General features: G+C 67.9%; 21 protein-coding genes and 1 tRNA gene. 14 read left to right on the forward strand and 8 right to left on the reverse strand.

Annotated elements, in window-relative coordinates; all coding sequences use genetic code 11:
- Positions 1–46: 46 nt before the first annotated feature.
- From V6D91_RS09270 to purT, 11 genes are all read left to right on the forward strand, one after another.
- Positions 47–1303, forward strand: a complete 1257-nt coding sequence (locus tag V6D91_RS09270; protein WP_347319847.1) for a glutamate-5-semialdehyde dehydrogenase — start codon at positions 47–49, stop codon at positions 1301–1303.
- Positions 1304–1315: 12 nt separating this feature from the next.
- Entirely contained in the window at positions 1316–1942 is a 627-nt protein-coding gene (nadD, locus tag V6D91_RS09275) for a nicotinate-nucleotide adenylyltransferase (protein WP_347319849.1), read from the forward strand.
- A gap of 16 nt (positions 1943–1958) precedes the next feature.
- Positions 1959–2297 (forward strand): ribosome silencing factor, encoded by a 339-nt coding sequence (gene rsfS / locus V6D91_RS09280; RefSeq protein WP_347319851.1) that lies wholly within the window; start codon positions 1959–1961, stop codon positions 2295–2297.
- A gap of 41 nt (positions 2298–2338) precedes the next feature.
- Positions 2339–2809, forward strand: coding sequence for a 23S rRNA (pseudouridine(1915)-N(3))-methyltransferase RlmH (gene rlmH / locus V6D91_RS09285; RefSeq protein ID WP_347319853.1), 471 nt, complete (start codon positions 2339–2341; stop codon positions 2807–2809).
- The gene (locus V6D91_RS09290; RefSeq protein ID WP_347319855.1) at positions 2806–3390 is read left to right on the forward strand and encodes a Maf family protein; all 585 of its coding nucleotides are present in this window, start codon (positions 2806–2808) and stop codon (positions 3388–3390) included. The genes rlmH and V6D91_RS09290 overlap by 4 nt, the downstream gene beginning before the upstream one ends.
- On the forward strand, positions 3387–4859 hold the full coding sequence (rng, locus tag V6D91_RS09295) for a ribonuclease G (RefSeq protein WP_347319857.1): 1473 nt from the start codon (positions 3387–3389) through the stop codon (positions 4857–4859). Before V6D91_RS09290 ends, rng begins: the two co-directional genes overlap by 4 nt.
- Positions 4860–4866: 7 nt before the next feature.
- Positions 4867–8724: a YhdP family protein gene (locus V6D91_RS09300; protein WP_347319859.1), complete on the forward strand. Its 3858-nt coding sequence runs from the start codon at positions 4867–4869 to the stop codon at positions 8722–8724.
- Positions 8721–9527, forward strand: coding sequence for a carbon-nitrogen hydrolase family protein (locus tag V6D91_RS09305; RefSeq protein WP_347319861.1), 807 nt, complete (start codon positions 8721–8723; stop codon positions 9525–9527). Before V6D91_RS09300 ends, V6D91_RS09305 begins: the two co-directional genes overlap by 4 nt.
- 112 nt (positions 9528–9639) lie before the next feature.
- Positions 9640–10035, forward strand: a complete 396-nt coding sequence (locus V6D91_RS09310; RefSeq protein ID WP_347319863.1) for a DUF3301 domain-containing protein — start codon at positions 9640–9642, stop codon at positions 10033–10035.
- Positions 10032–10460, forward strand: a complete 429-nt coding sequence (locus V6D91_RS09315) for a hypothetical protein (protein ID WP_347319865.1) — start codon at positions 10032–10034, stop codon at positions 10458–10460. The genes V6D91_RS09310 and V6D91_RS09315 overlap by 4 nt, the downstream gene beginning before the upstream one ends.
- Positions 10457–11641: a formate-dependent phosphoribosylglycinamide formyltransferase gene (purT, locus tag V6D91_RS09320; RefSeq protein ID WP_347319867.1), complete on the forward strand. Its 1185-nt coding sequence runs from the start codon at positions 10457–10459 to the stop codon at positions 11639–11641. The genes V6D91_RS09315 and purT overlap by 4 nt, the downstream gene beginning before the upstream one ends.
- A 384-nt stretch (positions 11642–12025) precedes the next feature.
- Here the strand turns inward: purT and V6D91_RS09325 are convergent, their stop codons facing one another.
- Together V6D91_RS09325 and V6D91_RS09330 are read right to left on the reverse strand one after the other, a co-directional pair.
- On the reverse strand, positions 12026–12556 hold the full coding sequence (locus V6D91_RS09325) for a pyridoxamine 5'-phosphate oxidase family protein (protein ID WP_347319869.1): 531 nt from the start codon (positions 12554–12556) through the stop codon (positions 12026–12028).
- Complete coding sequence (locus V6D91_RS09330) at positions 12553–12975, reverse strand: MarR family transcriptional regulator (protein WP_347319871.1); 423 nt, start codon at positions 12973–12975, stop codon at positions 12553–12555. Before V6D91_RS09330 ends, V6D91_RS09325 begins: the two co-directional genes overlap by 4 nt.
- Positions 12976–13064: 89 nt before the next feature.
- Between V6D91_RS09330 and V6D91_RS09335 the strand changes: the two genes are divergently transcribed.
- Positions 13065–13529: a nuclear transport factor 2 family protein gene (locus V6D91_RS09335; RefSeq protein WP_347319873.1), complete on the forward strand. Its 465-nt coding sequence runs from the start codon at positions 13065–13067 to the stop codon at positions 13527–13529.
- 124 nt (positions 13530–13653) lie between these two features.
- On the opposite strand, the gene proB is transcribed toward V6D91_RS09335, so the two are convergent.
- The 4 genes from proB to rplU form a co-directional block, all read right to left on the reverse strand.
- Positions 13654–14796: a glutamate 5-kinase gene (gene proB, locus V6D91_RS09340; RefSeq protein ID WP_347319874.1), complete on the reverse strand. Its 1143-nt coding sequence runs from the start codon at positions 14794–14796 to the stop codon at positions 13654–13656.
- Entirely contained in the window at positions 14793–15848 is a 1056-nt protein-coding gene (gene cgtA, locus V6D91_RS09345) for an Obg family GTPase CgtA (RefSeq protein WP_347319876.1), read from the reverse strand. Before cgtA ends, proB begins: the two co-directional genes overlap by 4 nt.
- Positions 15849–15915: 67 nt before the next feature.
- Entirely contained in the window at positions 15916–16173 is a 258-nt protein-coding gene (rpmA, locus tag V6D91_RS09350) for a 50S ribosomal protein L27 (RefSeq protein WP_347319877.1), read from the reverse strand.
- A gap of 15 nt (positions 16174–16188) precedes the next feature.
- A complete protein-coding gene (gene rplU, locus V6D91_RS09355) occupies positions 16189–16500 on the reverse strand; it encodes a 50S ribosomal protein L21 (protein ID WP_347319878.1) in 312 nt (103 codons plus the stop codon).
- Positions 16501–16664: 164 nt separating this feature from the next.
- Here rplU and ispB point away from each other — a divergent pair, with 164 nt between their 5' ends.
- Both ispB and V6D91_RS09365 read left to right on the forward strand, forming a co-directional pair.
- Entirely contained in the window at positions 16665–17633 is a 969-nt protein-coding gene (gene ispB / locus V6D91_RS09360; protein WP_347319880.1) for an octaprenyl diphosphate synthase, read from the forward strand.
- A 1-nt stretch (position 17634) separates the two neighbouring features.
- Positions 17635–17711 (forward strand) — tRNA-Pro (locus tag V6D91_RS09365).
- 36 nt (positions 17712–17747) lie between these two features.
- Here the strand turns inward: V6D91_RS09365 and V6D91_RS09370 are convergent.
- Positions 17748–19964 carry an EAL domain-containing protein gene (locus V6D91_RS09370; protein ID WP_347319881.1) on the reverse strand — a complete coding sequence of 739 codons (2217 nt, stop codon included), beginning with the start codon at positions 19962–19964 and terminating at the stop codon, positions 17748–17750.
- Between the two features lie 29 nt (positions 19965–19993).
- Positions 19994–20851, reverse strand: coding sequence for an alpha/beta fold hydrolase (locus V6D91_RS09375; RefSeq protein WP_347319882.1), 858 nt, complete (start codon positions 20849–20851; stop codon positions 19994–19996).
- Positions 20852–20952 lie beyond the last annotated feature (101 nt).

Here is a 20952-nt window from a genome sequence, read left to right on the forward strand (position 1 = left end):
ATTTCTGCGACAATCCCCTCATCCGTACCCCGATACTCACACGTTCATGGAACAGTTGATCCAGACCCTGGGCCAGCAGGCCCGCCAGGCCGCGCGCCAGCTTGCCCGCGCCGAGACCGCCGCCAAGAACCGGGCGCTTGAGGCCATCGCCCAAGCCTTGCTCGACGGGGCGGACGAGATCATCGCCGCCAACGCGCAGGATCTTGAGGCCGGCAAGGCCGTCGGCCTTGATGCCGCCATGCTCGACCGCCTGTCCATCGACAGCGCGCGCATCAAGGCCATGGCCGAGGGCGTGCGCCAGATCGTCGCCCTGCCCGACCCGGTCGGCGCCATCGACGACATGAACTACCGCCCGTCCGGCATCCAGCTCGGCAAGATGCGCGTGCCCATCGGGGTGATCGGCATCATCTATGAGTCGCGCCCGAATGTGACCGTGGATGCCGCCGCGCTGTGCCTGAAGTCCGGCAATGCCACCATCCTGCGCGGCGGCTCGGAGGCGGCACACTCCAACCGCGCCCTCGCCGGCTGCATCCAGAGCGGCCTGCGCAAGGCCGGGCTGCCGGAGGCCGCGGTGCAGGTCATCCCCACCACCGACCGCGAGGCGGTGGGTGCCATGCTGCGCGCGCGCGGCCTGATCGACGTGATCATCCCGCGCGGCGGCAAGGGCCTGATCGAACGCGTGGCGAGCGAGAGCCTGATCCCGGTCATCAAGCACCTGGACGGCAACTGCCACGTCTACATCGACGACACCGCCGACGTGCAGAAGGCGCTGAAGGTGGCCATCAATGCCAAGACCCACCGTTACGGCGTGTGCAACGCGATGGAGACCCTGCTGGTGGCCGAGGGCATCGCCGCGGAGGTGCTGCCCGCGCTGGCCGACGCCTACCTTGCCAAGGGGGTCGAGCTGCGCGGCTGCAACCGCACGCGCGCCATCCTCGACGGCGTGGCCGTGAAGGCTGCGACCGAGGACGACTGGTACACCGAGTACCTCGCCCCGATCCTGGCGATCAAGGTGGTGGACGACCTCGACATGGCGATCGGGCACATCGAGCAGTACGGTTCGCATCACACCGACGCCATCATCACCGAGGACTACACCCGCGCCCGCCGTTTCCTGCGCGAGGTGGACTCCTCGAGCGTGATGGTCAACGCCTCCACCCGCTTCGCCGATGGCTTCGAGTATGGCCTTGGCGCCGAGATCGGCATCTCCACCGACAAGCTGCACGCCCGCGGCCCGGTGGGGCTGGAGGGGCTGACCACGCAGAAGTGGATCGTGCTGGGCGATGGGCACATCCGCAGCTGAGGTGGGTAGGGTTTGATCGGCATCCTCGGCGGCACCTTCGACCCGGTCCACTACGGCCACCTGCGCCTGGCGGAGGAGGTGCGCGAGGCGCTAGGACTTGCGCAGGTGCGCTTCATCCCGGCCTTCCAGCCACCGCACCGCGAGGCCCCTGTCGCCTCGGCGCGGCAGCGGCTGGCCATGCTGCACCTTGCGCTCCAGGACAACGAGGCCTTCACCGTCGACACGCGCGAATACGACCGGGGCGGACCGTCGTGGATGGTCGACACCTGCGCCTCGCTGCGCGCGTCCTACGGCGACCGCCCGCTGGTGCTGATCATGGGCATGGACGCCTTCAACGGCTTCACCCGCTGGCGGGACTGGCAGGGCATCCTCGCGCGGGTGCACCTCGCGGTGGCCACGCGCCCCGGGGCGACCGCCAAGGGCGAGGCCACCGGACTGCTCGCCGAGCGCGGCAGCACCGTGGCCGAACTTGAACGGGCCCCGGCCGGCCGCATTGTCGAGGTGCCGATCTCCGCGCTGGACATCTCGGCGACCCGCCTCCGCGAGCTGGCCGCGCAGAGCCACAGTACCCGCTACCTTTTACCGGAAGCGGTGCGCGAGTACCTTCTTACGCACCGCCTCTACCGCACAAACCTTTGAACATCCAGAGAACTGCATGGAACTTGAACAACTTCGCGACACCGTGGTGCACGCGTTGGAAGACCTGAAGGGCACCGACGTGCGCGTGCTTGACGTACGGGGCCGCTGCTCCTTCACCGACCTGATGATCTTCGCCTCCGGCACCTCCGATCGGCACGTCAAGTCGCTCGCCGCCCATGTCGAGGAGAAGGTACGCGAGGCAGGCGTGCGCCCGCTGGGCGTCGAGGGCGCCGACCAGGCCCAGGCCAGCTGGGTGCTCCTTGACCTGGGCGACATCGTCATGCACGTGATGCTGCCCGAGACGCGCGAGTTCTATCAGCTCGAAAAACTGTGGGGTGCCGAGGCCAAGGCGTGACGGGCGCGTAGGGGCGCGGCCCCTACAGGAGGCTCACGAGCATGCGCATCCACCTGATCGCCATCGGCGAAAAGATGCCCGCCTGGGTGCAGGCGGGCTTCGATGAGTACGCCCGCCGCCTGCCGCGCGAGTGCACCCTGGTGTTGCGCGAGCTGCCGCTGGCCACGCGCGGCAAGACCGGTGACCCTGCGCGCTGGAAGCGCGAGGAGGCCGAGGCCATCCGGGCGGCCATCCCGAAAGGGGCCCATGTCGTCGCCCTCGACGTGCTGGGCAAGGCCTGGGACACGCCCGAGCTTGCCCGCCGGCTCGGCACCTGGATGCAGGAGTGCAGCGACGTGGCCCTGCTGGTCGGCGGACCGGACGGGCTGGACGAGTCCCTGCTGCGCGAGGCCCATGCCCGCTGGTCGCTCTCCCCCCTGACCTTTCCCCACCCGCTGGTGCGCATCGTGCTCGCCGAGCAGGTCTACCGGGCCTGGAGCCTGCTCAACCATCACCCCTACCATCGCGCATGAACCGCCTGATCCTCGCCTCCACCTCGCCCCGCCGCGCCGCGCTCCTGCGCCAGATCGGCGTGGCGTTCGAGCAGCGGGCGGTGGAGGTGGACGAGTCACCCCGTCCCGGCGAGGTGGCGGCCGAGACCGCCCTGCGCCTGGCGGTGGCCAAGGCGGAGGCGGGGCGCCCCCGGGCTGCCCCGGGGCAGGCGGTGCTCGCCGCGGACACCCTGGTGAGCCTGGACGGTGAGCCCTTGGGCAAACCGCGTGACCGCGAGGACTTCTTCGCCATGCTGCGCCGTCTGTCCGGCCGCCGGCACGAGGTCTACACCGCCGTGGCCCTGGCCTGGGAGGATCAGATCAAATCCTTCCTCTCGGTCAGCCACGTGGACTTCCGCCCCCTGCTGGATGCCGAGCTGGCCGCCTACTGGGAGACCGGGGAGCCGCAGGACAAGGCCGGCGGCTACGCGATTCAGGGCTTGGCGGCCATCTTCATCACCCGCCTCGAGGGCAGCTTTTCCGGGGTCATGGGCCTGCCTCTGTTCGAAACCGCCGAGCTTTTGCAGCAGGCGGGCATCCCCCTCTGGAGCACCACCGGATGAGTGAAGAGATCCTGATCAACGTCACGCCGCAGGAGACGCGCATCGCCTTCATCGAGAACGGCGTGCTGCAGGAGATCGCCATCGAACGCCAGCGCAGCCGGGGCATCGTCGGCAACATCTACAAGGGCCGGGTGAGCCGGGTGCTGCCGGGCATGGAGGCGGCGTTCATCGACATCGGCCTGGAGCGCGCGGCCTTCCTGCACGTCTCCGACCTGGACCTGACCCCGGAGGAGAAGCAGACCGGGGTGGAGACCACCCCGCCGCAGATCCAGGAGATCCTGCGCGCAGGTCAAGAGCTTCTGGTGCAGGTGATCAAGGAGCCGCTCGGCACCAAGGGCGCGCGCCTGACCTCGGAGATCACCATCCCCAGCCGTTACCTCGTCTACCTGCCAAGCGGACGCAACATCGGCGTCTCCAGCCGGATCGAGGACGAGGTAGAGCGCACGCGGCTGAAGACCGTGCTGCAGGAGGCCCTAGCCGAGCACCCCGTGCCCGGCGGCTTCATCGTGCGCACCGCCGCCGAAGGCGTGGACGCGGAGAGCCTGCGTCGCGACATGCTCTTCCTGCACAAGCTGTGGACCGACGTCTTTGATCGCGCCCAGCGCGTCTCCGCCGGCCGACTGGTGCACGAGGACCTGCCGATCGTGCTCCGCACCCTGCGCGACCTGGTCGGCGGCGAGGTGGAGAAGGTCCGCATCGACTCGCGCGAAACCTACCACCGCGCCGCCCACTTCGCCGAGCGCATGGAACCGGACCTGCTCCCGCTGCTGGAGCACTACACCGGCGAGCGGCCGATCTTCGAGCTGTACAACGTCGAGGAGGAGATCCAGCGCGCCCTGGAGCGCAAAGTGCCGCTCAAGTCCGGTGGCTACCTGATCATCGACCAGACCGAGGCGATGACCACCATCGACATCAACACGGGCGCTTATGTCGGCCACCGCACGCTCGAGGAGACGATCTTCAAGACCAACCTCGAAGCGGCTCAGGCCATCGCCCGTCAGCTGAGGCTGCGCAACCTCGGCGGCATCATCATCATCGACTTCATCGACATGCAGGAGCCGGAGCACCGCCAGCAGGTGCTGCGTGCCCTGCAGAAGGGACTGGAGCGCGACCACGCCAAGACCAAGGTGTGCGAGGTCTCGAGCCTGGGCCTGGTCGAGATGACCCGCAAGCGCACGCGCGAGAGCCTTGAACACGTGCTCTGCCAGGGCTGCCCGACCTGCGGCGGGCGCGGCAGCATCAAAACCGCCGAGACGGTCTGCTACGAGATCTTCCGCGAGATCCTGCGCCTCTCGCGCCAGTACGACACCAGGCAGATGCTGGTGCTTGCCGCGCAGCCGGTGATCGACCGCCTGCTGGACGAAGACTCGACTGCGCTGGCCGAGCTGCAGGCCTTCACCGGCGTGCCGGTGCGCCTGCAGGTCGAGGCGCTGTACACCCCCGAGCAGTACGACATCGTCCTCATCTGAACCGTCCATGTCCCGCTCCCCGGCCCCCGTCCGCTTTCTGCAACGCATCCTGCTGCCGGGGCTGGGGCTTGCGGTCATCCTGCTCGCGGTCCTGCTCAGCGGCGCCCGCCTGCTGCTGCCCGTCTTCGAGGCGGATGTGCGCCACTGGATCGAGCGCATCGCCCAAGACCACGGCGTCGAGCTCGACGCCGGCCGCCTCGAACTCGACTGGCAGGGTATGGGGCCACGCCTCTCCCTCACCGACGCCACCCTTCACGGCCAGGGCGGAACCACCCCGCTCCGCCTGCGCCGGCTGTCGCTGACCCTGGACCTTCCGCGCAGCCTGCTCGGTGCCCGGCTGCACTTCGGCGCGCTGGACGTGGAGGGCGCAAGCCTCCAGCTTGTGCGCGATGGCGAGGGCCGCTGGCAGTTGCAGGGGCTTGCCAGCAGCGCCGCCAGGAACAGCACCGCGGAAGCCGCGTGGCCGGCCTGGATGGGCATGGCCCGCCGCGTGCATCTCGTGGGCAGCCATCTGGACCTGCGCGACGAGCGGAGCGGCCTAGACCTGTCGATCGAAGACATCGAGGCCCTGTTCGAGGAGGGGCTGACCGGGCAGCGCATGGCCCTGCGGATGGACCTTCCGCGACAGCTTGGGGGACGGATCGAACTGCGCGCCCGTCTTGCGGGCAGCCTCGCGGAACTGTCCCAGCCCACCGGCGAGGTATGGCTGTCCACCTCCGGCCTCGACATGGCCGGCTGGAGCGCACTGCTGGCGTCGCTTTCCTTGGACGCGGCGGCACTCCCCGTCGCCTTCGACGAGCTGCCGCGCTTCGAGAAGGGCGAGGTGCGCGGACAGGCCTGGCTGACGCTGCGGGATGGCGCCCTGATCGACACGCAGGCCCGCCTGGAACTGGCCGACTGGCGCATCAACCCGCTCCAGGCCCTGCGCGCCGGAGAGCGGGAGGTGGCACTGCACAGCCGCCTGGATCTGAGATTGAGGCATGCCGGGGAGGACTGGAACCTCGACCTTGCGGCCACGCCGAGCGATCCCCGCCAGCCGCCACAGCGCTTCTCCCTCCGCCGCACGCAGGATCAGCTGGCCATGGCGGGCGAGCATTTCGACCTCGACCTCCTTCGCCCATGGCTGGTGGTCACCCCCATCCTGCCGGAGTCCTTGCGGCATGCGCTCATCCTGCACCGCCCCGTCGGCCAGCTGAACACGCTCAACCTGCACATGCGGCTGGCCGGGGAAGGCAGCAACGGCCTGCCCGAGCTGCAAGGCCACGCGCGCTTCGAGGCCATCGGCTGGCGCGGTGAGGGCTACCTGCCCGATGTCGCCGCCCTGCGCGGCGAGGCCTGGCTCGCGGGCACGGCGGCCCTGCTGCGTCTCGACAGCCCCGGACTGCGCGCCGATTTCCACGGCAAGTTCCGCGAGCCGATGGCCTTCGACCAGGCGCGCGGCGACCTCGCCCTGTTCTGGGCCGACACCCCGCGCCTGGTCGGCCGCGGCCTGAGCCTCGCCAACCGCGACCTCGCCCTGCAGGCCGAACTGCAGCTCGACCTGCCCCAGGACGGCGCCCCCCTGATCGCGCTCGAGGGCCGTTTCCAGCGCGCCCGTGCCGAACGCGTGCCGGCCTATCTGCCGGTGGACGAACTGGGGGAAGAGGCGCTTGCCTGGCTGGACCGGGCCCTCCCCCAAAGCGGTGGCTTCGTCCCGCAGGGCGCCCTGCACCTGCATGGCGACCTTTCCCGCTTCCCCTACTACGCCGAGGGCGGCGGCCAGTTCGAGGTCCGCTTTGCCTTCCAGGACCTGCGGCTCGACTACGCCCCCGGCTGGCGTCCGGCCGAGCGGCTGCACGGCGAACTCGCCTTCGTCAACAACGGGCTGGAAGGGCGCATCGACGGCGGGAGCCTTCGCGGCGTTCCCCTGCGCGAGGGCTGGCTCGCCATCCCGGACTTCGACCGCCCCCGCCTCGACCTGCGTCTTGTCTTCGCCGGCAAGGTCGAGTCGATGCTGGAGACGCTCAAAGACAGCCCCCTGATCAAGGAACGGGCCGCCTTCGATGACGCGACCCTGACTGGCCCCGCCGCGCTGCACCTCGGCATCGAGGTGCGGCTGGACAGCGCCGATCCCCGCCCAGACCAGGCGGAGGGTTGGATCGACCTGCATGGCGCCCGTCTTGCCGCCTTCGATCAGGTGTTCGAAGCGCTCCAGGGCCGACTCCACTTTCTCGACGACCGGCTGGACGCCCACGACATCCGCGCCCGTTACCGCGGACGGGAGGCGCGGCTCGGGGTCGAGAGCGAGCCCCGTGGCACGGCCTACGCCTACCGCATCAGCCTCGACACCCTGACCGAGGCGGGCGACTGGCTGGAGGCGGGTTCCCCGTGGTCTTCGCGCCTGAAGGGCGCCTTCCCGCTCCACGCCGAACTTCTGCTCGACGCGAAAGGTCCGCGTGGAAGGCCTGTGGACCTGGAGCTGCGCAGCGAACTGGAGGGTCTGACCATCGACCTCCCCCTCCCCTTTGGCAAGTCTGCGGACGCCCGGCACCCCACCGAGGCCCGGCTGACATGGCGGGATGGCGTGCTCGACCGCCTGCAGCTGCGCCAACCGGGCCAACTTGCGGCCCGCCTGGAGCTGACCGACAGCCGCGTACGGGCCGGCCACATCCAGCTTGGCGAAGGCGAGGCGGAGACGCCCATCGGAGAAGGCCGGCTACTGATCGAAGCGAACCTACCAGCATTCGACCTCGGCGCCTGGCAGGCGGCCCTCGACACCCCGCCGGGCGATGCCCAGACCCTGCCGGCCAGGATCGACCTGCGCGCCCGTCTTGGCCGTCTGGAGGCCTTTGGCAGCACATGGGAGGCCATGCAGGTGGATGGCCAGCGCGACCCGACCGGCTGGCGCCTGCGGCTGGAATCGCCTCGCCTGGCCGGCCTGGCCCGCGCCCCCGCGCGCCCCACCCCGGCCGAGCCGCTGAGCCTCGATCTCGTCCGACTTGTCCTGAATGCCAACGAGGCGCCCCGCACGGACGCAACCGCCACGCGACCTCCTCCGTCCGATCCGGACACCCTCCCGCCCTTGCGGATCAGCATCGCCGAGCTGAGCTTCGGCGAGCTACGCCTGAAGGATATCCGGCTGCGCACCCTGCCACAGCCGCGCGGGCTGCTGCTGCAGGAGCTGCGTGCCGATACCGGCCATCTCACGATCCGCGGCGAAGGCAGCTGGATGCTCGACGACAAGAACCGTCACCAGACCAACCTGACCCTCAACCTCGCCAGCGAGGATGTGGGCGCGGCACTCGATGAGCTTGGCTTCCGGAATACCCTGCGCCGGGGGCGGCTGGAGGACACCCAGCTGAGGCTGCGCTGGGCGGATGCCCCGGACCGCTTCGCCTGGGCCATCCTCGAGGGCGGGGCGCGCCTCAACGTCCGGGACGGCGCCCTGGAGAGCGTCGAGCCCGGTGCCGGCCGGGTGCTCGGCCTACTCAGCGTCACGGAGCTGCCACGCCGGCTTCTGCTCGACTTCGGCGACGTCTTTGGCGAGGGGCTGCGCTTCGACCGCATCGCATCCACACTCAGCTTCCGCGAGGGACGGGCGATCACCGAGTTGATGCAGCTCAATGGCCCCTCGGCGCAGATCTTCATGAAAGGCTACAGCGACATGCTCAGCCGGACGCTGCACTACGACATGGTGGTCGTGCCGGCGCTGGGCAACGTCCTGCCGATCATCGGCACGGTGGCCGGAGGACCGCTGGTCGGGGGGGCCGTCTTCCTGCTGCAGAAGGTCTTCGACCAGCTCGGCGGCGAACGCAGTGGCTTCAACTACCGCGTCAGCGGAAGCTGGGATGAGCCGCGGGTGGAGCGGGTGGAGGCCGGATCATGACGGCACGGGTCGCGGTGATCCAGATGGTCAGCGGCGCGGATGTCGAGGCCAACCTCGAACAGGCCGGACGACGGCTCGCCGAGGCCGCCAATGCCGGCGCCAGGCTGGCCGTGCTGCCGGAAAACGTCGCCTGCATGACGCCGGAGATGGAACACCTCCGCTCGATCGCCGAGCGGGAGGGCGAAGGCCCTATCCAGCAGGCCCTCGCCGCCATGGCCCGCCGCAACCAACTGTGGCTGGTGGCCGGCACGATCCCCCTGCTGGCCCGGGATGGACGGCTGACCAACACCTGCCTGGTGTTCGACGACGACGGCCAAAGGGTGGCGCGCTACGACAAGATCCATCTGTTCGATGTCGACGTGCCCGGCGGGGAGGTGCACCACGAGTCTGCCCACTTCGCCCCCGGACGCGAGGTGGTCGTGCTCGACACCCCCGTCGGCCGGCTGGGGCTCGCCGTCTGCTACGACCTGCGCTTCCCCGAGCTGTTCCGCGCCATGGTGGATCAAGGCGCGGAACTGATCGCCCTGCCTGCGGCCTTCACCCATGCCACGGGCAGGGCGCACTGGGAGGTGCTGCTGCGCGCCCGCGCCATCGAGAACCTCTGCTTCGTGCTCGCCTCCGCCCAGGGGGGGCAGCATTTCGAAGGGCGCCGGACCTTCGGCCACAGCCAGGTCATCGGCCCGTGGGGCGAGCCCCTGGCCCTGCACGCGGAAGGCCCAGGCCTTGCGCTCGCCACCCTCGACCGAGGCGCACAACGCGAACTGCGAGAACGCTTCCCGGTGCTGGCACACCGCGTCTTGTAGAATAGGCTTGCACCTCCCCTCCCCCTTGAGGGGGAGGGGGCGGGGGAGAGGGTGACCCGGCACGCTCAAACTCCGCAACCGATCGACCCTTTGAACCTCGGCCCCCGGAACCATGCTCAGCATCAAATCCCTGCTCATCCTGATCGCCCTCTTCCTCGCTGGCCTCGCGCTTTGGCACCACTGGCACGCACGCGAGCGTGCCGAGCGCCTGGCGCGCGAGACCTGCCGGCGCATGGGCGTGCAGTTCCTGGATGAGTCCGTCGGCCAGAAACAGTGGCGCATCGTGCGTGAGGAGGGCCGTTGGATGCTGCGCCGCACCTATGCCTTCGAGTTCTCCCGCACCGGCAGCGACCGCTGGCCGGGGGAGCTGATCCTGCTTGGCGGGCAGCTCGCCGGGGTGGAGTTCAACCTGGTTGAACCGGCCACGACATCCCCCCCGCCGCCCCGCACCATCACCCCCACCACGGAGCACGACAAGGTGGTTCCCCTCAGGAGAGATCGTCCATGAAACGCTGGCCCCGCCTCATCCTCCCCCTGCTGCTCGCCGGCCTTTTGAGCGCCTGTGCCAGCAAACCCAGTGAGCAGGAATTGCAGACCCTGCTCGCCCAGACGCTGTGCGCCGAAGGCCCGCAGTCCTTCTGCAAAGTCGAGAACCTGCACAAGCAGAACGGCTACTGGAAGGATGGGCACTATGTGGCCGAGGTCCGCTATGAGCTGGTATTCACCAAGGGCCTGCGGGACGTGGCCATCGAGGCCGAACGCCAGCCGGGCGGCCCGCTGGACAAGCTGACCCAGGGGCTTGGGCTGATGACCCTCGGCCTGTTGTACGGCGACTTCAAGGCCGGTGACCGCCTGCCGCGCGAGCAGGCCGTCACTCTGCTCAAGACCGAGCAGGGCTGGCGCATCGACAAAGAGAAAGGAGCAACCCCATGAGTGTGACCCTCGGCACCGCCCTCCGCCCGTCCGCCACCCGCCTGATGCTGCTCGGCTCGGGCGAGTTGGGCAAGGAGGTCGCCATCGAGGCCCAGCGCCTCGGCCTCGAAGTGATCGCGGTGGACCGCTATGCCGACGCCCCGGCCATGCAGGTGGCCCACCGAAGCCATGTCATCGACATGCTCGATGGCGCCGCCCTGCGCGCCCTGATCGAGGCGGAGCGGCCCGACCTGATCGTGCCGGAGATCGAGGCCATCGCCACCCCCACCCTGGTCGAGCTGGAAGGCGAGGGCTGGCGCATCATCCCCACCGCGCGCGCGGCCTTCCTCACCATGAACCGCGAGGGCATCCGCCGCCTGGCGGCCGAGGAGCTGAGCCTGCCCACCTCCCCCTACCGCTTTGCCGACACCGAGGAGGCGTACCGCGCCGCGATCGAGGCCCTGGGTCTGCCCTGCGTGGTCAAGCCGATCATGTCCTCGTCCGGCAAGGGGCAGAGCGTGGTCCGCGCCCCCGAGGACATCGCCCCCGCCTGGCGCTACGCCCAGGAGGGTGGGCGTGCCGGCAGGGGGCGGGTGATCGTGGAGGGGTTCATCGACTTCGACTACGAGATCACCCTGCTGACCGTGCGTCATGCCGGGGGCACGAGCTTCTGCCCACCGATCGGGCACCTGCAGATCAAGGGCGACTACCGTGAGTCCTGGCAGCCGCAGCCGATGAGCGCGGCCGCCCTGCGCGAAGCCGAGCGCATGGCCGAGGCCATCACCTCCGCCCTCGGCGGCCAGGGACTGTTCGGGGTGGAGTTGTTCGTCAAGGGCGATCAGGTGTGGTTCTCGGAGGTCTCCCCCCGGCCGCACGACACGGGCCTGGTCACCCTCATCTCGCAGGACCTGTCCGAATTCGCCCTGCACGTGCGCGCCATCCTCGGCCTGCCCATCCCGAATATCCGCAGCCGAGGGCCTGCGGCCTCCTGCGCCCTGCTGGTGGAGGGCGAAAGCGGGGATGTGCGCTTTGGCAACCTCGATGCCGCCCTGGCCGCGCCCGACACCCAGCTGCGGCTGTTCGGCAAGCCCGAAGTGCAGGGCAGCCGTCGCCTGGGCGTGGCTCTGGCGCTTGGTGAGAGCGTGGAGGAGGCCCGCGCCAAGGCGCGGCGGGTGGTGGAGCGGATCGAGGTCGGCTTCTGAGCTCATGTGGGATCGGTCACCTTTGGTCGCGATGATCATCGCCCCAGGTGGACTCCCACGGTCGGATCCTCGGCATGTGCATCCAGGGCAATTGCATGAACCTATTTCATCGGTCTGGACGCTCGCGTAGAAGCGGCGCCCTCCAGATTGTTTCAAAAGGACTGTCCTGTCCTTTTGAAACTCGCCTCGTCGCGGTACACGCCCGCGACGGGCTCCGAGAATCAATCACTTGCCGTGATTGATTCTCGGGCGGGCCTCCTACAGCCAACGAGAGCAAGGATGGCCCCCTTCGCACGACAGCTAGATTTTCACCTTGTGCGATCGCTCCACCCCTTCATGCGATTGCCCTGGCATGTGCATCATGATTCCCAGAGCACTTTGGGCTCAAACGATCCTCTTCGGAATACGGCGCGAACAATTCCAGTAGACCTGCTCAACCCTGACCCGGACCGCCCGTAGCGCCGTAGGCCAGAGAGCTCGCACGACATCATCCGGCTCGGTCATTACCTCTGCGCAACCGTTCACCCGTAGCCTGGACTGGCTCGGAAAGTCGATGAACAAGAGACCGGCCTGGGGATTGACCAACAGGTTGCCCAAGGAGCTGAACATTCCGTTCCCGCTGAACTCTGGAAAAACCAGCGTATGCGGATCAAGGACACGTGCGACCGGAAAGAGGCGCCCATCGCTACCCTCTTCCCTCCCGCGGTAACTGCAATCGCAGTGCCCTTCGGCATCGGCGGTGGCGAGGAAGAAGAACGGGCAGCCTTCGATGAAAAGGGCACTCAGATCGTCGATCCCGCCACGCACGATCCGCGCCAGCAATGCACTTTTGCGCAGGTTCCAGGAGGGGTTGAAGCGCACCTGCGCCTCAATCTCCCCCGCATGGAAAATCTGGATGAAGTCGTCATCGCTCACGGCTCCCCCTCCAGTCTCCCCCGCGCCTGACGCACGTCTTGCACCAGCGAGACAAAGAACTCCTCCCCGATCGCCTGTTTGAGTCGTGCCGCAAGATGCCCCGCGCATACCTCAACCTGCTCCCCAAGACGCACGCCCTCTTGGCTGGGGAAGAGGCGAACCTGGCGGCCGTCCTCGCCGGCGCGGCGCTCCAGAAGGCCGCGCACCAGCAAGGCATCGGCGAACCGGGTCACTGTGGATGGCGCGAGCAGCAGGCGCGCGGCGGCCTCGCCCGCCGTCAGACCAGGCTCGGCAAGAATGATCCGCAGAAGATAGGCCTGCGGCGGGGAAAGGCCCGTCACCGCGAAGGCAAGCTCAGCCTCGGCGTTGATGCGCCGGGTCAAGCCATTGAGATTGAAATAGAGGCAACCATTGAACATCTCTAACCACCATGCTTTTATTTGCATGCGCAAGCAAATTTACGCCGGACTTACGAACCGGGCAACATCTTGAACGAGAGATACATGCCATGAATCAATTCATCGATCGGATCAACGGAACGGAAACGTGGCTCGCCGTGGATGAGCCGGCCATCGCCCTGAGCCACTTTTATCAAGGCTTCAATAGCCGCGATCTGGACAAGACTTCGGCAAACTGGAGTCATGCTCCGGGCGTATCGATGAGTAACCCGTTGGGCGGGGTAAAACGCGGGTGGGACGAGATTCGCGGCGTCTATGAGGCGATCTTTCACGGCCCTACGCAGGTCTACGTCGAATTTCACGACATCCACGTCCGCGGCGGGCACGAATATTTCATCGCCGTCGGGCGGGAACGTGGAAGGGCGAAGCGGAACGGCGAAACTCTGGAGCTGGCGATCCGCACGAGCCGCTTGTTTGTGCGGGAGGATGGCGCATGGCGGCAGTATCACCACCACGGATCCATGGACGATCCCGAGCGACTGGCCGCCTACCAGCGGATGATCCGGGGCGATTGAGCACTAAGTCGCGCATAGCGCGGCTGGTGGAGATCGCAATCCCCGCGCAGGCTCAGCCTTGGGGTGGACGCATCCTCTGGCCGCGACACTCCTTGGCAGGGTCGCCACCAGAGCCGGATCCAGGTCAAATCAGCACCAGGTTGTCCCGGTGGATGAGTTCCGGCTCGTCCTCGTAGCCCAGCAGCGCGGGCAGGGCGTGGCTGGGCTGGCCCTGGATTCTGCGTGCCTCGTCGGCACCGTAGTTGACCAGACCGCGCGCTACTTCCTGACCCTCGGGGCCGATGACGGCGACCAGGTCGCCGCGGTGGAACGCCCCTTCGACCGCGGTCACCCCGACCGGCAGCAGGCTCTTGCCCTGTTCGCGCAGCACCTTGACCGCCCCGGCATCGACATGCACCCGACCGGCCACGTGCAACTGGCTCGCCAGCCACTGCTTGCGCGCCAGAAGCGGGGCCTGGTCGGGGAGGAAGACGGTACCGAGGACCTCGCCCGCGGCCAGACGGGTCAGCACCTCCGGCTCGCTGCCCGCGGCGATGAGGGTGGCGGCGCCGGAGCGGGCGGCCCGCTGGGCGGCGCGCACCTTGGTGGCCATCCCGCCGCGCCCCAGGACCCCGCCCTCGGCCGAGGCCATGCCGGTGAGTGCGGGATCGCTGGCCTGGACCTCGTGCAACAGACGGGCCTCCGGGTGCTTGCGCGGGTCGGCGGTGTACAGCCCCTGCTGGTCAGTGAGGATCACCAGCACGTCGGCCTCGACCAGGTTGGCGACCAGGGCGGCGAGGGTGTCGTTGTCACCGAAGCGGATCTCCTCGGTGGCGACGGTGTCGTTCTCGTTCACCACCGGGATCACCTGGTGCGCCAGCAGGGTGCGCAGGGTGCTGCGCGCATTCAGGTAGCGCGCGCGGTTGGAGAGGTCGTCGTGGGTGAGCAGGATCTGCGCGGTGCGCACGCCATGGCGCTGGAACACGCTCTCGTAGGCCTGCGCCAGCCCCATCTGGCCGACCGCCGCCGCGGCCTGCAGCTCGTGCAGCGCGGTCGGGCGGGTCTTCCACCCCAGGCGCAACATGCCCTCGGCCACCGCCCCGGAAGTGACGATCACCACCTCCTTGCCGGAGGCGCGCAGCTTTTGCACCTGCGCAGCCCAGCGGTCGATGGCCTCCAGATCCACCCCTTGGCCGCCTCGGGTGACCATGGCGCTGCCGATCTTCACCACCCAGCGGCAGGTCTGGCTGAGCCGGGCGCGGGTGGCGTGGGTTGCCGGTTGGGTCATGCCTCACCTCCTTCGCTGTCCTTGGCCGCCCGCGCCGCCTCACGCGACTGCTCGAGGAAGTCCATGATGGCGTACACCAACTCGCGCGTACCCTCGCCCGAGATGGCGCTGATGCGGAACACGGGACCGGTCCAGCCCAGCCCGTCGATGATGGCCTGGCAGCGCGCCTCGCGCTCCGCCTCGGGCACCAGGTCGAGCTTGTTGAGCACCAGCCAGCGCGGGCGCTGCAACAGTTCGTCGCTGAACTTTTCCACCTCGGCCAGGATGACCTGGGCGTCATGCACCGGATCGGCCTCGGGATCGAGCGGGGCCACATCCAGCACGTGCAGGAGGAGACCTGTGCGCGAGAGGTGCTTGAGGAATTGGATACCGAGCCCCGCCCCCTCCGCCGCGCCTTCGATCAGGCCCGGGATGTCGGCGACGACGAAGCTGCGGTGCGCCTCCACCCGCACCACACCGAGGTTCGGGTACAGGGTGGTGAAGGGGTAGTCCGCGACCTTGGGCCGTGCGGCGGAGATGGCGCGGATCAGGGTGGACTTGCCGGCGTTCGGCAGACCCAAAAGGCCCACGTCGGCCAACACCTTGAGCTCCAGCCTAAGCTCGCGCTCCTCGCCCTCCGAGCCGTGGGTGCACTGGCGCGGGGCGCGGTTGGTGGAGCTCTTGAAGCGGGTGTTGCCCAGGCCGTGGAAGCCGCCGCGCGCGACCAGCACACGCTGGCCGGCCTCGACCACGTCGCCGATCAGCTCCTCGGTATCCGCGTCATAGACCATGGTGCCCACCGGGACCGGGATCTCCAGGTCCTCGCCCTTGGCCCCGGTCATGTTGCGGCCCATGCCGTTCTGCCCACGCTTGGCCTCGAAACGGCGCTGGTAGCGGAAGTCCGCCAGGGTGTTGAGGTCGGGGTGGCCGACCACGTACACACTGCCGCCATCGCCGCCATCGCCCCCGTCCGGACCACCAAACGGGATGAATTTCTCCCGGCGGAAACTGACCACACCGTTGCCGCCGTTGCCGGCCTTGACGTGGATGACTGCTTCGTCAACGAACTTCATGAGGATTTACCAGCAAAAAAGCCCCGTCGAGGCGGGGCTTGGTCGCGCGTAATAAGCGTGCCGCGGATCAGGCGGGGATCACGCTCACGTAGCGGCGGTTGTTCGGGCCCTTGACCTCGAACTTGATGGTGCCATCGACCTTGGCGAACAGGGTGTAGTCCTTGCCGCAGCCGACGTTGGTGCCCGGATGGAACTGGGTGCCGCGCTGACGGACGATGATGTTGCCCGCCACGGCCATCTGGCCGCCGTAGAGCTTCACACCCAGACGCTTGGATTCAGAATCGCGACCGTTGCGGGAACTGCCCGCGGCCTTTTTGTGTGCCATGGCCCGTGACCTCGATTATGCGGAAATACCGGTGATTTTCAGTTCGGTGAAATACTGACGGTGCCCCATGCGCTTCATGTGGTGCTTGCGACGACGGAACTTCAGGATTTCGACCTTCTTGTGGCGGCCATGGCCCAGCACCTCGGCAGATACCTTGGCGCCTTTGACCAGCGGGGAACCGACCTTGAACTGGGTGCCGTCAGCCACCAGCAGCACCTGATCGAGCTCGACGGTCGAGCCCACATCGGCGTTGAGCAGTTCGACGCGCAGGCGCTCGCCCTGCTCGACACGGTACTGCTTACCGCCAGTCACGATCACTGCGTACATGATGGTGTGCTCCAAAAAATGAATGAGACCCTATAAAGGGCGCGCATTGTAAGCGCTTGGCGTGGCCGCGTCAAACAAAAGCCCGCCTGCCTTGACACCCCGCCACGGGCCTGCCTAGCATCGCGGGCAATCTTAAGCCCACTCCCAGCCCAAAGCGACTTCCGATGAATCTCGAGCAGGTGCGTAGTGTCACGGCGGACGACATGGCCCGCGTCAATCAGTTGATTGAACGCAGCCTGCACTCCGAGGTCGCCCTGGTGCGGCAGATCGCGACCTACATCATCCACGGCGGCGGCAAGCGCCTGCGCCCCCTGCTGCATCTTCTGGCCGCGCGCGCGGCGGGCTACACCGGCGAGCACCACTACACCCTCGCCGCGGTGATCGAGTTCATCCACACCTCCACCCTCCTGCACGACGATGTGGTGGACGAATCGGGCATGCGCCGCGGCCGCAAGACCGCCAACGCCATGTTCGGCAATGCCGCGAGCGTGCTGGTCGGCGACTTCCTCTATTCGCGCGCCTTCCAGCTGATGGTGAGCGTGGGCAGCATGCGGGTGATGGAGATCCTGGCCGACGCCACCAACATCATCGCCGAGGGCGAGGTCATGCAGCTGATGAACTGCCATGACCCGGACACCACCGAGGTGCGCTACATGGAGGTCATCCGCTGCAAGACCGCGCAGCTGTTCGAGGCCGCCGGGCGCCTGGGCGCGGTGCTGGCCGGCGCGGCGCCCGAGATCGAGGCGGCCCTCGCCGCCTACGGCCTGCACCTGGGCAACGCCTTCCAGCTGATGGACGATGCGCTGGACTACGAGGCCGATCCGGAGAAGCTCGGCAAGAACGTCGGCGATGACCTGGCCGAGGGTAAGCCCACCCTCCCCCTGATCCACGCCTTGCGCCATGCCGAGCCCGAACAGGCGGCGGTGATCCGCCAGGCCATCGAACAGGGTGGGGTGGACCACCTGCCGGTGGTGCTCGAGGCTATTGCAAAGGCAGGATCACTTGCCTATACTGCGCGCCTTGCGATGAACGAGGCTGAGCAAGCCGTTGCCGCCCTCGCCATCCTGCCCCCGTCGCCGCAGCGCGAAGCACTCGAGAGCATCGCTCGTTTCGCTGCAGCCCGGGATCATTAGTCGGAGTGTAGCTCAGTCTGGTAGAGCACTACGTTCGGGACGTAGGGGTCGTAGGTTCGAATCCTGTCACTCCGACCATCTTTTTCCCGCTTCCTGATCCGCCCCCCACCACCATCAAGCCGCCGCTTGCGGGCCTTGCCTTGGTTGCGCTGGTCGTTCGGGCCGCCCAAAGGCCCAGCCCTGCAGGTAGCTCACCCCCAACCTCTGGAAGTCCTGGCGCTGGGATTCGGTCTCGATGCCTTCGGCCACCACGGCGAAACCACTGCCGTGCAACATCTCGACGACATGCACCACCATGCTCCGCAAGGCCGCGTCCTGGCTGTAGGACTCGACCAGGCTGCGATCGAGCTTGACGATATCGACCGGCATGCGGGCGAGGTAGCGCAGCGAGGAGTAGCCGCTGCCGAAGTCATCCAGGGCCACCTTGATGCCCAGGGATCGATAGTGCCGCAAGGCACGGCTCATCAGCTCGAAGCGCGAGATGAGCGTCGTTTCTGTGATCTCGAGCACGAGCTTGTAATCCCCGGCGTGCCTCGCGAGCAACTGGATGGAGCTCGACACCTCCGGATCGAGGATGGATTCGCCATCGAAGTTGATCGCCACCCCCGTGCCGCGGGGAATGGCGCCGGATTCGAGATCCTGCCGCACGCTGTGCAGCACCGCGAGATCCAGCGCCGTCGCAAGCCCCCGTCGGCTGGCGATGGGCAAGACCTCGCCAGGCCCGATGAGTCCTTCGGCGTCCCGCAGGCGGAGCAGCGCCTCGTAATAGGACACCTCGCCCGTCGTCGCCTCCACCACCGGCTGGTAGTGCATGACGATGCCCCGCCCGCCGTCGACCGCATCGAGCACGGCGTGCACCAGGCGGTTTGACCACTCCCCCAGGCCGCTCTGCATCGCCGCCTGGAAGAGCACGACCTTGTGCTCGCCCAGACCGCGCTTGGCCTCATACATGGCCATATCCGCGTGCCTGAGCAATTGACGCACGTCCTGATGCGGAGGCTCGCTGGCCACCACGCCGATGCTGATGCGCAGGCGCTCCTTGATGCCGAGGTTTTCCACGGGATGATTGGCCACCGCCATCCGGCAGCGTTCAGCCACCTGCAGCGCCTGGACCTCGCCGGCGCCCCAGAGGATGGCGAGAAACTCGTCGCCGCCGAGGCGATAGAGGCGGTCGTCGCGGCGCAGCTCCCCGCTAACCAGCCGGGCGATTTCCTGCAGCACGCGGTCCCCGGTCTCATGCCCATAGGTGTCATTGATGGACTTGAAGAAGTCGCAGTCCAGCAGCAACAGGGCAAAGGGTGATTCGCTCGTTTCCTGCTGCACGCGGGCAGCATCCTCCTCGAAGGCCCGACGGTTGTACGCACCGGTCAGGGCATCGATATGCGCCTCGGCCCACAGCCGGACATTGGTGCGGTCGAGCTCGTCACGCGCCTGCTCAAGCGAACGCCGGTAGTCGTGCAAGGCCTCCCTCACCTCGCGCAGCTCGCGCACGGGCAAAGTGTCGCGCGCCATCAGCGCCAAGGGCTCGCCGCTGCGCAGCTGGGTGAGCTCATCACGCAGGCGGCGCAGGGGACGCGTGAACAGGCGGGTGACCAGCAGGTAGTTCATGGCCATGAGGATGAAGAAGGCCGTCATGAACTGCAGGAGGGTCTGACGCACCAGTTCGGGCAACATGGAGATCCAGCCGGCCTGCCGGGTGCGGTAGTCGATCATCTCGACCGCCCGCCCCACCGGCTGCACACCCTGGTAACCGGGGCGGAGCCGGAAGCTCTCCGGGTCGATGTAGGCGAAGCGGTGCAGCCCGCGCAGGGCGCCGAGCAGGTCGACGCGCAGGCCGACATACCCCAAGACCCCATGCAAGTCATCGTCCGGATCGACGACCTCGGCAAAACGCAACAGGCACAGTCCCCCCTCAGGCAGCACCATCAAGACCCCCTCCTCCCCCTCGGGCAGCCGCGCGGGCAGACGGGCGTTGAACTCCGACAGCAGGCGCCCCTGCCGGTCGTAAAGCTCCACCCCGCGCACCCAGACCGGCCAAAGCCCCTGCGCGGTGGCGCGATTGTCCCGCCAGTAGGTGTAGTAGGCAGGCGCGGCGAGCTGCTGCCGCACCTCGTCCCAGCTGGCGATCTGCTCGCCAAGCCCCGCCACCTGGGCCAGGGTGTTTTCCACCGCACGCTCGAACTCAAGCCGTGCCGCAGCCTCGCCCTCCGCGGCCTGAGCCTGCTGGATGGCGCGCAGCCGATCATGCATGTGCCAGCCGAGGGTCAGGAGGATGAGCAGGCCGACCCCCAGCATCAGGATAGCGTAGGTGCGGACGCCGGGGACACGCATCTACGAGAGCCTCTGCACGGATGACGCACTCATGGGCGGACGCGCAGCTCCCGCAGGGCACCATCCACCGCATCCAGCAGGTCGAACTCGTGCGTTCCGTCGAAGAAGTGGCTGGCCCCCTCCACCACCCTTGTGGACACGCCGGCCTGGCGCATCAAGGCCACCCAGTCCGCGCCAAAGCGCTGATCCTCGCCCCCCATGATGGCGATCGTGGGCACCCGCACCCGGCCGAGCTGCTCCAGCACGCCCGCGCGGTCGAGGCTGGCATAGGAGAGGTAGGACTCCGGGCTGGCCACGTAATTACCGTGGCAGTAGATCAGGCTGTAGCGATCCAGCGCGCGGTCGCCGGCACGCAGATGCGCCTCCGCCTTACCCCGATCCTCCGGCCGCAACTCCTCGCCCTTCGCCCCGACATGGCTCATGCTCATGCCGATCAGCCCCTTGATGCGGGGATGGGGCGCTGCGGCCGCATAGTCAAGCAGTTGCACACTGCCGAAGGAGTGGCCGACCAGGACGATGGGGCCCTGGGTGCGCCGCGCGAGCCACTCAACCCAGAAGCCGATCTCGGCGAGATCGTCCTTCAGGGTATGGGTATGAATGGCATCACAGGCCAGGCCCGCGCGGCGGGCGGTGATGCCCAGGCTCAGGGTAGGCGCGAGCACGGCGTAACCCTTGGCGGAAAACTCGTTCACCAGGGCCTGCACGGTTGGAAAGCCGCCGGTCACCAGAAAGCCGTGCAAGACCAGCAGGGCGGGCGCCTCCGGACGCGCCGGGCGGTAATCTGCGCCCACCCTCAAGCCCGAGGGCAGGGTTTCCATGACCTCGGCCGCTTGCAGGGGCGGCATCAGGACCATGCCCAGCAACAGCGCGTACAGCATGCCTCTCATGGAGCCTCGCCTCCTTTGCCTCCGGTCCATGGCCGAGCCTTACCAAACCCAATCTAGTCAGTGCATCCCAGGCTCGGCAACCATGGTCTTTGCGGGTGATC

The organism is Thiofaba sp. EF100 (genome assembly GCF_039822285.1).
GTDB lineage: Bacteria > Pseudomonadota > Gammaproteobacteria > Halothiobacillales > Halothiobacillaceae > Thiofaba.

Coding starts and splice junctions, on each gene's coding strand:
- ispB (WP_347319880.1), top strand. CDS start 16,665: ATGAATCTCGAGCAGGTGCGTAGTGTCACGGCGGACGACATGGCCCGC.
- purT (WP_347319867.1), top strand. CDS start 10,457: ATGAGTGTGACCCTCGGCACCGCCCTCCGCCCGTCCGCCACCCGCCTG.
- V6D91_RS09335 (WP_347319873.1), top strand. CDS start 13,065: ATGAATCAATTCATCGATCGGATCAACGGAACGGAAACGTGGCTCGCC.
- rlmH (WP_347319853.1), top strand. CDS start 2,339: ATGCGCATCCACCTGATCGCCATCGGCGAAAAGATGCCCGCCTGGGTG.
- rng (WP_347319857.1), top strand. CDS start 3,387: ATGAGTGAAGAGATCCTGATCAACGTCACGCCGCAGGAGACGCGCATC.
- cgtA (WP_347319876.1), bottom strand. CDS start 15,848: ATGAAGTTCGTTGACGAAGCAGTCATCCACGTCAAGGCCGGCAACGGC.
- V6D91_RS09375 (WP_347319882.1), bottom strand. CDS start 20,851: ATGAGAGGCATGCTGTACGCGCTGTTGCTGGGCATGGTCCTGATGCCG.
- V6D91_RS09300 (WP_347319859.1), top strand. CDS start 4,867: ATGTCCCGCTCCCCGGCCCCCGTCCGCTTTCTGCAACGCATCCTGCTG.
- proB (WP_347319874.1), bottom strand. CDS start 14,796: ATGACCCAACCGGCAACCCACGCCACCCGCGCCCGGCTCAGCCAGACC.
- V6D91_RS09290 (WP_347319855.1), top strand. CDS start 2,806: ATGAACCGCCTGATCCTCGCCTCCACCTCGCCCCGCCGCGCCGCGCTC.
- rpmA (WP_347319877.1), bottom strand. CDS start 16,173: ATGGCACACAAAAAGGCCGCGGGCAGTTCCCGCAACGGTCGCGATTCT.
- V6D91_RS09310 (WP_347319863.1), top strand. CDS start 9,640: ATGCTCAGCATCAAATCCCTGCTCATCCTGATCGCCCTCTTCCTCGCT.
- V6D91_RS09370 (WP_347319881.1), bottom strand. CDS start 19,964: ATGCGTGTCCCCGGCGTCCGCACCTACGCTATCCTGATGCTGGGGGTC.
- V6D91_RS09315 (WP_347319865.1), top strand. CDS start 10,032: ATGAAACGCTGGCCCCGCCTCATCCTCCCCCTGCTGCTCGCCGGCCTT.
- rplU (WP_347319878.1), bottom strand. CDS start 16,500: ATGTACGCAGTGATCGTGACTGGCGGTAAGCAGTACCGTGTCGAGCAG.
- V6D91_RS09305 (WP_347319861.1), top strand. CDS start 8,721: ATGACGGCACGGGTCGCGGTGATCCAGATGGTCAGCGGCGCGGATGTC.
- V6D91_RS09270 (WP_347319847.1), top strand. CDS start 47: ATGGAACAGTTGATCCAGACCCTGGGCCAGCAGGCCCGCCAGGCCGCG.
- V6D91_RS09330 (WP_347319871.1), bottom strand. CDS start 12,975: ATGTTCAATGGTTGCCTCTATTTCAATCTCAATGGCTTGACCCGGCGC.
- rsfS (WP_347319851.1), top strand. CDS start 1,959: ATGGAACTTGAACAACTTCGCGACACCGTGGTGCACGCGTTGGAAGAC.